We start from the raw sequence: 11,715 nt of genomic DNA on the forward strand, positions 1-11,715 counted from the left end.
AGGTAACTTAAAGGGCGTAGGCCGAATTTACCAGCAGACCTTCGTTGATACGTACAGCAAAGTAGCGTTCGCTAAGCTCTACACAACGAAAACGCCAATCACATCGGCAGATGTATTAAATGACCGTGTATTGCCGTTCTTCGAGGCTCAGGAGCTGCCAATGTTACGGATTTTAACTGACCGAGGCACTGAGTATTGCGGCAAGGTTGAACAGCACGATTACCAGTTGTATCTGGCAATCAATGACATCGACCACACCAAGACCAAAGCGAGGCATCCGCAAACCAATGGTATATGTGAACGCTTCCACAAAACCATCTTAAATGAGTTCTATCAGGTAACGTTCCGCAAAAAGCTCTATGATTCACTGGAAATGTTGCAGAAAGATCTGGACGACTGGCTGGATTATTACAACAATGAACGGACCCATCAGGGCAAAATGTGCTGCGGCCGAACGCCAATGGAAACATTAACTGATGGAAAACGGGTTTGGGCTGAAAAGAATTTAGCTCAAATCTAACCTGACGCCGACACCAGAAAATCTGGGTAACTGTCAGATCAGGTCTGAGCTAGTACAAATTAACCCTTCACCTTGAGCTTCCGGGGCAACTATCTTAACTTTAAATTTGCTTATACCGTGACCGATTGCAACGCTAATCGAGAGATCGCTCAAGCTCGACGCTACTCCTTTTTTGCGCTCTTTAGGATCCACATACAAAAAGAAGAGTTCGCATTCGGACATATCTAGGCTGTAGAAAAAATATCTAAATCCAAGAATCTTATCTTCGCCATCGTTCAATGCGAAGACAAAATGGTGGACCCCTCCTCTCTTGAGACTTTCTTTCGGGGCAAAGTCTTTTAAAATCTTCAGATGGGACTCAAAAAACGATTTATATGATTCGAACATCTCTTCAGACATCATGCTAAAAAAGCAATCAGGTACTGAGAAAGCTTCGTAGTAGCGTAGTTTCAAATAATTATCTTCTATACTTGCCTGGAAATTAGCCCTAGGAATCCAACTACCTTTTACTCAACATATTGATCAGCCTAATAAACTCGTCATTATCTGAATCACCTTTCCAGCGGTTGGCAAACTTGCAAACTACTTGAAAGTTATCGTTCTCAAGAGACCGTTGCTATCGATTCTGTCCAGGGAACAAACAAGCTCTTTGTCACCATCGATTTCGTCCATTTCCAGGGGTAACGCTGTTAGCCACTTTCAATCCTTAAAAGTTAAATAAGCAGCGTTATCCTGCATAATCGATGTTGTGAAGATGCACTTCAGCTTCAGAACCAAGGTAGCTTCTGACCGAAGTAAAAAACGCAGGCCAATGTTGTTGAGTATCTTTGTTAAGTAGTATTCGCGCTAACTTAGTTCGCGCAGCTTCAACTGAAAGACCCGTTTGGATTAATTGCGTTAGTTGCCGGTTTATTTCATCAAGTAAGGTTTTTCTAAAACGGTTTAACCGAGCTGAATCTAACCGCAGTTCAGAAATAGTTGCTGCTGCTTTAGCTGCACTAATTGTCGCGGATTGGCAATTGTGAACATTAACTTTGAGCTTACAGGTGCTACGCTCCGCTGCGAACAACGCCGGAAATGCCGGCAAATGCAAAGGATTTAAAATAATAGCACCCAGATCTTTGTTGCCTTTTGGGACATCACAACTGTGGTCACCGTTACCAAAACGATCAGCTTCTTCAACTATGTTTTTCTGACTTCCGCCATGACAACAACCAAGGAGATTCTGCCAGTCCAAATGCCAGTTATGCGCTATTGTGGTATCTGATTTTGGATGAAAGTGCTCTACCCTAAAGTCCGCCTCACCTTCATGCGTTTTTGGTAGCAGCTTAATTTCACAATAAGCACACAACCCAGCCTGGTCATGCTTTAACTGAGCAGACACCGCCTCTTTTCTGGCTGCAACGCGTTTAAATTGAACCCAGGTATTTGCGCTGTTGCTATTACGATAGGCTTCCAGTAGCTCAGGTTCAGCACCTTTCAGTACTTTTTTCATACTTGCTCGCGTTCCCAGGCTTTTATTTTAATGTCCATATCCAGGCGGGCTAATTCTGGCTCGTACTCTCCACCCCACTCATCCAGATGCTGTCTTAATGTTTCAGCTTCTGGGCTATCCCACTGATCATCTTCAACCAGCTGTTGGTAGTTTTTCAAACTCTGCACAATCGGTAATTTTTCAGCGCGGGTACTATGTACACCTAAAACATCTAACAACACCTGCTGTGCTTCTGCGCCTTCAGAAAAATCTATTTCCAACAAGCTGGGTGCATCTTCTTGCCAATCAATAACCCGTAAACACTCTGGTTTGACCGACGAAATCACCTGCGCACTATGGGTTGAAACAATAAACTGAATATTTGGGAAGGTGCGCTGCAAATCGAGCAGAATATGCTGCTGCCAGCCGGGGTGCAGGTGCAAATCTACTTCGTCGATAAGCACTATGCCTGTAGTTGCTAAGGGGTCGAAACTTTGAGGGTTTGCTTCAGCCATTCTGGCGGCAATATCCATTACCATCGCTAAGGTTGTGCGAAAACCGTCACTTAGCTGCTCAATACGTAATTTCTTTTTTATGCCATCATCTAGCCAATCAACCTGAATACCTGCAGGCATAACACTTTCAGGGTTGCTAAAGGTTGGCATCATCAAGTCGATTGCACGTCGTATGGCTTTAAGTTCAGGCAATTCAACATCAAATGAGCGTTGCTCTTTCTGCAGTTTGCCTTCTTGCGCCTCAAGGTAATAAAAATACTCTACAAATTTCTTGAAGTTGGTTTTACTCTCTAAACTGCCATTAAATGCATCAAAGCGCGGAAACTCGTTTGCAAAATCACGCTTACGCTGTGGTACATCAAATACCCCTCGGCCAGTGCCATAGTAAATAAATATGGGTAACTCGTAGTTCAAACCGGCATTTTCGGCATCGATAAAGGCATCGACGTAATCATTTAACTGCTTAACGCCCAGCGCTGCTGGCACCTGAGCCGCTGTTTTTTTACTCTTGTCGCGCTTTTCTGTTCTATCCCAGCTAACCCCGTCAAAACTCTCGGCGGTTAAACGCATAAACGCAGGTTTGCTGCTATCGGCAAATACCTGAAAATCATTGTCTTTTGGGTTAATACCATTCACTTTAGGCAAGCGGGTCAAAAACGCGCCAAGTAATGTAGCAATACCATCAAGTACCGACGTTTTACCGGCACCATTGCGCGCAACTAAAACCGTTAACTGTTCATGTAACGGCAAGCGAAAATCAGTAAAGCGGCGAAAATGCTGTAAATGCAGAGTTTTAATTTTCAACAGACTTACCCCGGCCTTTTTTTGTTTGGCTTAACTTAGCACGTTCGTTTTTAATTATCACCAGCAACGCCTCGGCGCTATTCTCCCCACTAATCAGCTCGGGGTTAGCCGCACGCCAATTGGCAGTAAGTTCACCGCGAAAGGCTTTGGCAAGGATGGATTGGGTGAGCTGGTTCACTCGCGCTTGGGCGGTTTTAACTTGTGCTTCCACTTTGTCGGCATAAGCAAAGAGCTTTTCCACCCGGCGCACGATTTCGGTTTGTTCTTCTTGTGAAGGGAAATGAACTTGTAGGCTTTTTATTATTTTTTGGTTCAAATTGACCATTGTTGAACCAACAGAGTTCGAGGTAAAGTATTCAACTGCTAGTGGTGAGCGCAAAATAATTTCCAGATATTTTGGTAACGAATTCTTTGGCGTCCGCAATATCATAGAACCTGTCCCGCACAACATTTCCCCTTTATAATTAACTACAGCTGCTCTCCCCATTTCGCCCCGGCGACCAACAACCACGTCACCTATTTTCAGGTGCCACGCTTCTAATTCATCGTACTTCGCTTTCGGTATTGTCATTTGTTGAGAGGCTACTATTGTACCATTAGAAATGTGCATCGGATTTATAACTGGTATCCCACCACTTATGTATTCACTTTTATGCAAAGCACTACCAAAAGGACCTGTCTTTACCTCTACGCCAACATCCCCTAACGCTTTGTAAACTGGAGCTTGTTGATAATCACCAGCGTTCAACTTCCCGCTAACGGCGTCGGCGAGGACGGACTGGCGGAAATTTTTTAGGATTTCGGGGATGAGTTCAAGGCGGGCTTTGGTGGTTTCCACCTGGGCCAGCAGTGTGTCGAGCTTGTCGGCGATGACTTTTTGTTCTGCCAATGCCGGTAGTTGGAAGGTATAAGCCTGTACATCTGAAGACTTTGCTGCTGGATATAACGCCCCTTGCACAACTCCACTTATTGAATCAATAAAGTCTTTAGACTTCGTCAATGCAAAAACAAAGCGGCTATCAACCGATAACGGTTTAACAACTTCAAACCCTGTAGAAGCTATCTGGTTATCTAGCTCATCGGGCACAAGCGCGACAGCATTTAGATTCGGCCTCGTCAAAGATACTAACACATCGCCAGTTTTGATTACTTTTCTCGCTCGACTTGGGGCATTATTTCCGGCTAAATATTGCGGAGATGATATACACTTGCGATCTCTATCAATACTTCCTATATCCACATAGGTAAAGGTTTCTTCCGAGGACGGCTTTCGCTGCTCACCTTTTATCGTAATATCTGAGATTTTTGCAACAGTCCATCCTTCGGGCAAATGGTCACTACTCATCAACTTGCCTCCAACGCTGCCAACAAAGCATCCAACTCACTTAATGCGGCCTTCAGCTCTGCTCGGGCTTCCATTGCCAGAGTATCCGGCTCAGGTAAATCTGCCGCATCCACACTGTTTTTATCTTTTAGCCATGAAATATCTAAAGAATCGCCTTTTGTTTCACGTATCCACTTACGACTAAAGCTACGCCATCGGGAGTGCGCCAGGCGGTCATCAATCCCCTGGTTTTCCTCAACGACTTCTTTGTCGACTTCAATTTCCTGAGCATCAAAGCTGTACTCACCTTCTGTGCGTTTACTCGTGCCATCCGAAGATTCGCCAAAAACTTGTTCAAAAGCACCTAAATGCGGATCTTTTCCGAACTCTTCTTGTGCAAATCCAATATCAGCTTTACCAAAGGGTGTGCGCTTACCAAAGCTAGGCATATTGGTACGCAGGTCGTATACCCACACATTTTCCGTGCAATTTTCCTCCTGGTGTTTGTTTTTTGCTGAGCCTTTAGTAAAAAACAGCACATTAGTTTTTACGCCTTGAGCGTAAAAAATACCCGTTGGCAGGCGTAAAATAGTATGTAGGTTGCACTTATTCATTAAGTCACGGCGAACATCGATACCTACACCCGCTTCAAACAATACGTTGTCCGGCAGTACTACAGCCGCCCGGCCACCAGGCTTTAAGTTGCGATAAATATGCTGTAAAAATGCCAGTTGCTTATTGGTTGTTTTGTAGGTGAGATCGTCTCTAGTATTGGATGCTTCACCACCTTTACTGGTGCCGAAAGGCGGATTTGCTAAAATAATGTCTGCTTGCTTTAAATCCTTCCCAGCATCACCCAAAGCGTTACCTAGATGCACTACGCCATCTTCATCACCTTCCATTCCGTGCAGTAAACAATTCATTAATGCTAAGCGTCGGGTGTTTGGTACTAATTCCACGCCAACGAAAGCTTTGTTTTTCTGGAAATCAGCTTCTTTGGCAGAAAGATCGAGATAGTTGTCTGTTTGATCACGCATATATTGGTCTGCGGCGACTAAGAATCCTGCTGTACCTACCGCTGGATCTTGTATTACTTCACCAATTTGCGGTCTTATGCAGCGAACCATGCTGTTGATTAAAGCGCGTGGGGTGAAGTACTGCCCTGCCCCGGATTTCGTTTCCGACGCATTCTTTTCCAACAACCCTTCGTACAAATCACCGAGCCCGTCTTTTTGAGCGCTAAACCAATCAATCTGGTCGAGGGTTTTGATCATTTGTTCAAGATGGCGTGGTTCGCGTAGTCGAGTTTGTGCATCGGCGTAGATTGCACTGATAAGTGGATCTTCGTGTACAATGTTACCGTCTGAATCTTTACCTGTTGAAAGACTTAACAGAATTCGCTTGTAATCATTTAGCAGGTTGATACCTGACTTTTCGTTAATATCCGTCCAGCGGCAACCTTCTGGTAAAGGGTGGCGTTTTAACACACCAGCTTCAGTGTTTTCATGCACCATTTTAATAAATAACAGAAGTACGAGTTCGGTTACGTAATCTGAATAATTAATGCCGTCGTCCCGCAGTACGTCGCAAAGGTTCCAGAGTTTTTGAACGATGTCGTTGTTGGTCATGTTTGTCTCTTAATGGATTATTTGGTTCTTAGCCGTGTGCTATTAGTACTTTGCACAGCGGTTCGTTAATGTAGTAGTTGGCGCGGCCGATTTTTTGTTTGGTTAAAAAGCCGTGTTCTACTAATTGCTCTAAATATTTAGTGGCAGTTATTCGCGTTACCCCTAGCTCTTCGATGATAAAGTCGATTTTGGTATAGGGGTGATGAAACAGGTTGTTGAGTAAATCCTGGCTATAAATTTTGGGCAGTTGCTCACGAATCCCGTGCTTAACTTCTGCCATCAGGCTTTTCATTTCGGTAATGAGTGAGATAGTGTTTTGTGCTGTGTCGATAACGCCATCAAGCATAAAGGCTATCCAGGGTTCCCAGTTTCCAGTGTCGCGCACGGCTTGCAAATTATTATAGTAATCTGCTTTGTGCTGAATGATAAAACGGCTTAAATACAGTACCGGCAGGTTAAGCAAGTCTTTTATCACCAGGTACAAAATATTCAGGATCCGCCCTGTGCGACCATTGCCGTCGTAGAATGGATGAATACTTTCAAACTGATGATGGATGATGGCCATTTTAACCAGCGGATCTGCATCGCATAATTCATCGTTATTAATAAACTGCACCAGATTATCCATTAGCGCGGTTATTTCGTCGGCATGTTGTGGCGGGGTATACACCACTTCACCCGTACGGGCATTTTTTAAATCCGTGCCGGGTAGTTTGCGTAAACCTGCGTTGTTGTGCTCCAGGTTTTGCTGGATGGCAAGAATGTCACTTAGGCGAATGAGTTTACTTTGCCGTGCTGTTTGAAAGCCCTGCTTTAATGCTACGGCGTAATCCTGCACTTCTTTGGTTGCCGGGCTGCTAATGGCTTCTTCAAATAAGTTGGCTTTATAAAGCTCATCATGCGTGGTTACAATGTTTTCCACTTCCGAGCTGTCTTTGGCTTCCTGCAAGGCCAGCGTATTGATTAGTATTGCTTCATTGGGAATACTGGCGGCAATACCCTTTAATTCGGCCAGATATCGGTGAGCTTCAGCCACCTTTTTGAGTACTGCGCGGGTTTCCCACTGCTCTATATTATCAAGTGGTAACAATGGGATAGATGCAGGCATGATTAATATTATGTCCTTATTTATACATGTAGTTCTGTATATATATAGATTTTATAAAAAATTATACATGTGCTGACTAACATGTATAGTTTTTCTGTTTATTTATACATATAAGATTTATGCACTTTGGGGAGGCCAAATCGCATCACCCAATTCATCCAGTACCTTATCCAGCTGGTTACCCAGTACCTTATCCAGCTGCTTTGCTCCGCCCTGCTCTGCAAATCGGCTGTTTACAAATTCTTTGTCAATAATGACTTCGTGAACCAGTTGTTTTGCCAGGCGTTCAAGCCATTTGCGCTGCGCGGGTAACCAATTATGACTTTCATATATTCGCAGCATTGCCTGTGCAACCCGTTGTTCAAAGGGCACCAATGGCTCGCCGAATGCTGCTCGGCGAATATGGCCAATGATGCTTGCTGCAATATCCTGGTTAGTTTGGTTACGCACCGCACTTTGTAGTTTTGCTTCGGAGTATCCTGCACCATCAAGCATTAGCTTAATTTCTTTTAGTTGATCGCGAGTCAGATCCCGGGGTTTATTTACCACTACAGCAAGGGCTGCACTTTGGTTAAGCTGCTCTTTTATAAACTGGTTAAAGCTGTCGAGGTAATCTTCAGGCTTTTGATGTACGCCATAGCTTTGGGTGCGTTCTCTTATCTCATCATGATGTTCCGAAATTACTGGTTGGCGTTCACTACCGAGTAACTCATTCACTTCTGCTAGCTGATTTATCAAACCGCTATGTGTTGTAATAAAAGCCGCGGCTTGCTTAGGCCCAAGCTCGTGTAAATGTTTATGCAAGCTTTTGGGCTCAACGCCCCATAAACCGTGTAATTCATCCAGTTTTTGCTTGAGTGCTGGTTTGCTTTCAGCTTTTTTACCGGCTTTTCGCAATACGCGCATCACTTTTTGGCTGAGTTGACTTAGCACAACATCAGCATGGCTCTGCTCGGGCGCTTCACCAGGAGCATTTAATGCGCGTTCCAATTGTTCCGGGTTAGTGATTTCGTCTACCAATTGCTCCAACGTAATGTTGGGATCTTTAACCAACGGTTTCATGGTATTAACGTCGGCCAACGCGGCATAAATATCCACCGGGTCGTAAATTCTAAATACTGTTTTACCAATGTCATCACAGCGGCGTGTGGCGCGGCCGATCATCTGCTCATACAAAACCCGAGACTTAACCCTGCGCATAAACACAAGATTACAAATTTTAGGGACATCGATACCGGTAGTCAGCAGATCAACAGTAATAGCAATATTTGGATAGCGTTCGTTTTTATACTGGCGAATGAGCTGCTCTACTTTGTCGCTTTGCCCGGTGATTTTAGCGACTGCCGCTTGGTTATATTCACCGTTATAAAGGTCTTTAAACGCTTCATCTAATAACCGTTTCACCATATCAGCATGCAGGTCTGTAGCACAGAAGATCATGGTTTTCTCATCGCCAAAGGGATCAAGTTCCTGAACCAGTTGCTGACAAATCACTTTGTTAAAGCTTTCGTTGATCACTTTGCGGTTAAAAGCATCCACTTCAAAGTTCAGTTCATCGTCCAGCTCTGCACTCTGTACTTCACCAGTTTGAGTATTAATCGCGTTGACTTTGTCTCCCTTGGCAAATTTAATTCCATTTTGTGTAAGCAAGGTCTCATATCGGATAGGAGGTTCGTGATCTATCAGCCAATCATCCGCTACCGCTTCCCGGTATGAATAGGTATAAACGGGTTTACCGAAAATTTCGCTGGTGTGTTTTGCTGGCGTTGCGGTTAAGCCAATTTTAACGGCATCAAAATAATCTAGCACCCGGCGGTAACTAGAAAGATACTGACTTGCATCCCGTGTAGCGAGTTCGCCTTCGGTCATTTCCTGGTCGAGCGTATACCCTCGGTGGGCTTCATCAATAATAATGCAATCAAACTGGTCTAACGGAGGCGGGTTATCGCTCATAAAGATGCGTTTCACCATGGCCTGTACAGTTGCTACCTGCACGCGCGTTTCAGCCTCAGCTGCCATATCTCCCAGTTCTGCAACATTATAGATTTTAGATAAGGTATGATTTTGTTCTAATGGTGCCTCATTAAAGGCGTCGATAGCTTGCTGACCCAGTGCGGTGCGATCTACCAGGAATAAAATACGCTTAAATCGCTCTGCCTTTAAAAACCGGTACATCAAACCGATGATGGTGCGCGTTTTACCTGTACCGGTAGCCATAGCTAACAGTGCAGTGCGTACTTCTTTCGCTAACGAATTTTCCACCGCAATAATGGCTTTTTGCTGATAGTCACGCACTTTTAAATAGCCAAAGGGCTCGGCTTTTAACTTTTTCTCAGCCTCTTCTTTACTGCGTTTGAGTTTGTCGATCAAGCCTTCAGGCGTATGAAACTTTGGCAGTGCACGTTTAGTATTTGCTTGGTCGCGAACATCCCGAAACCAGGTTCCAGATTGTTCAGCCAGTTGGGGAACGTAAGGGCGACCATTGCAGGAATAAACAAAGGGGATTTTATAATGGCCATCATGCTCATCAGGCCACGCGATTGTCATTCCTGCTAATTCCCATGCACTTTGCATTGGAGGTGAGATACTAAAACCTTTACTGTAACGTTCTGCCTGCGAAATTTTTCCTGCTATGTTGGCGTTTTCTTTCTTTGCTTCAACCACTGCCATGGGCGTTAAACCTGAAAAAAGCACATAGTCTGCTCTACCTTTTTCACCGTTATGCTCGGTAGGCCATTCAGCGACAGCAATATTCTTGCCTTTTTCTGGTCGAGCCCCGCTTTTATAGATAAGCGCTTCGCTATCGGCAGTCCAACCCGCTTCTACTAATTGCTGATCAATTAAAATGCGGGTTAACGCTTCATCCAATACAATGTGTTGCGTTGCCGCTTGTGTATTTTTGTTTATCTGGCTGCGTTGAGTAGTTTGCGTTTTCTCATCAGCCGCCGCTAACTGATCCTGAAGTGCCTTTATCTTTGCTTCGTAATCTTTACGTTGCGCTAGTAATGCCTCTTCATGTTCAGACGCTTGTTTCGCCAGAGAACGAGATTCTTCGTCCATTGCCAGTGCCAACGCTTCATATTCTGCTTTTTCTTTGGCTACGAGATCATGAAGCTGATTGCTCGAATCTAGGTCAACATTGGCTTGTTCTAAATCACTTTTTAGCTTCGCAATTTCAGTTTGTAACTGACGTAACTGTTCGCTGGGGTCGGCAGGTGGAATAAAAGGACCAGGTTTAAATTGAACCCCACTCCGGCCAAAAGACTGGTGAAACCATATGGCCAATTTGCGGGCAACCACCAAACCATTTATGGCTTCTTTGTGTTGAGTTCTGAAAGTATGGGTTGCTTTATTGCCTTCCATTCTGAGGGTATGGAATAACTCCCTGACTACCGGCTCTAGTTTTAGCTCCCGGTTTATCTTATAGATCAAATCAGCCTGGGATGTCTTATCGTCAAACTCAATTCCAACCAATGCTGCAATGTGCTGTGCCAGTGCTTCACCCAGTTGCCTAAGTTTCATTAACGTTGTATTGGGATCGCTTGAGAACGCTCTTTCAGCAGAGAAGGCGATTTCCACAAAAAGCGAGTCATGCTCTTGTAGAAACCCGAAGTTGCCTTGCTGGATAGAGGATGCCATGATTACGAAACTCCATTTCACCTGCTATCTGACTTTCAATGAAATTAGCCTTTCAAATAAAAAATCAGACTTGAATCATCAATTTCTGCCAAACCAACCATTTAAACTACTTTTTGGCCGATCTGAACAATATTAAAACTATACTAAAGATTAACACAACTAACTAATCTAACTATGTTTAATTGAACGAATCAACACAATTGATTGGGAAAAATTTAAGATTCTATAAACACTTTGAGAGTAATGAAAAAATTCTGAGTACGTCTTTTCCGGGACAAACAACCACTCGAATGTTATTGCTCAGGTTGTATAAAAAATAAACTCATCTAATACTGAGGGATCCCCACGAATTTAGCATGTAATCTTGCTCATGCAAGCTTCAGCGGTGAGTTCATCAAGCCAGCGGATCGTCTTTTTCCACTGATGCAGGGTAAATCGCATTGAGGTGTTAAAAGCTCTCAAGCCAAGAAAGTGAAAGGATAGTACGGATTTTGTTTCGGTATTTGCCTGAAAGCGTCGATGCTTGTTACTGACAACTAATAGCATGCCCAACAGTACAGCCACTAACGAAGCCAGTGTGGTAAGCAAGACCAGAACAGTAATGCGTGTCTTGGTTGTGCTGCGATTATTTTCATACCCCAGACCAAAGCGCGTGCTTTTCATATCCCGAAAGCCTTCTTCTATTTGCATGCGCTGGCGATAA

Annotated in this window: 8 protein-coding genes and 1 pseudogene; 1 reads left to right on the plus strand and 8 read right to left on the minus strand. The window is 44.0% G+C overall.

Going from position 1 to position 11,715, the window contains the following annotated elements; translation table 11 throughout:
• On the plus strand, positions 1-520 hold a 520-nt coding region (locus tag C6Y40_RS12430; protein WP_146129523.1), incomplete at its 5' end, for an integrase core domain-containing protein.
• 33 nt (positions 521-553) lie between these two features.
• Here the strand turns inward: C6Y40_RS12430 and C6Y40_RS12435 are convergent.
• From C6Y40_RS12435 to C6Y40_RS12475, 8 genes and pseudogenes are all read right to left on the minus strand, one after another.
• Positions 554-973 carry a GNAT family N-acetyltransferase gene (locus C6Y40_RS12435; protein ID WP_146129564.1) on the minus strand — a complete coding sequence of 140 codons (420 nt, stop codon included), beginning with the start codon at positions 971-973 and terminating at the stop codon, positions 554-556.
• Between the two features lie 274 nt (positions 974-1,247).
• A complete protein-coding gene (locus tag C6Y40_RS12445) occupies positions 1,248-2,015 on the minus strand; it encodes a retron system putative HNH endonuclease (RefSeq protein ID WP_105934859.1) in 768 nt (255 codons plus the stop codon).
• On the minus strand, positions 2,012-3,313 hold the full coding sequence (locus C6Y40_RS12450; RefSeq protein WP_105934860.1) for an AAA family ATPase: 1,302 nt from the start codon (positions 3,311-3,313) through the stop codon (positions 2,012-2,014). The genes C6Y40_RS12445 and C6Y40_RS12450 overlap by 4 nt, the downstream gene beginning before the upstream one ends.
• Positions 3,303-4,658 (minus strand): restriction endonuclease subunit S, encoded by a 1,356-nt coding sequence (locus C6Y40_RS12455; RefSeq protein ID WP_105934861.1) that lies wholly within the window; start codon positions 4,656-4,658, stop codon positions 3,303-3,305. Before C6Y40_RS12455 ends, C6Y40_RS12450 begins: the two co-directional genes overlap by 11 nt.
• Positions 4,658-6,265, minus strand: coding sequence for a class I SAM-dependent DNA methyltransferase (locus C6Y40_RS12460; RefSeq protein ID WP_105934862.1), 1,608 nt, complete (start codon positions 6,263-6,265; stop codon positions 4,658-4,660). The genes C6Y40_RS12455 and C6Y40_RS12460 overlap by 1 nt, the downstream gene beginning before the upstream one ends.
• A gap of 28 nt (positions 6,266-6,293) precedes the next feature.
• On the minus strand, positions 6,294-7,373 hold the full coding sequence (locus C6Y40_RS12465; protein WP_105934863.1) for a Fic family protein: 1,080 nt from the start codon (positions 7,371-7,373) through the stop codon (positions 6,294-6,296).
• A gap of 117 nt (positions 7,374-7,490) precedes the next feature.
• On the minus strand, positions 7,491-11,012 hold the full coding sequence (gene hsdR / locus C6Y40_RS12470; RefSeq protein ID WP_105934864.1) for a type I restriction-modification system endonuclease: 3,522 nt from the start codon (positions 11,010-11,012) through the stop codon (positions 7,491-7,493).
• A gap of 351 nt (positions 11,013-11,363) precedes the next feature.
• Positions 11,364-11,715 (minus strand): annotated as a pseudogene (locus tag C6Y40_RS12475) (IS4 family transposase); the annotation flags it as partial.

Source organism: Marisediminitalea alba, from assembly GCF_002993365.1.
GTDB classification, from domain to species: domain Bacteria; phylum Pseudomonadota; class Gammaproteobacteria; order Enterobacterales; family Alteromonadaceae; genus Alteromonas; species Alteromonas alba.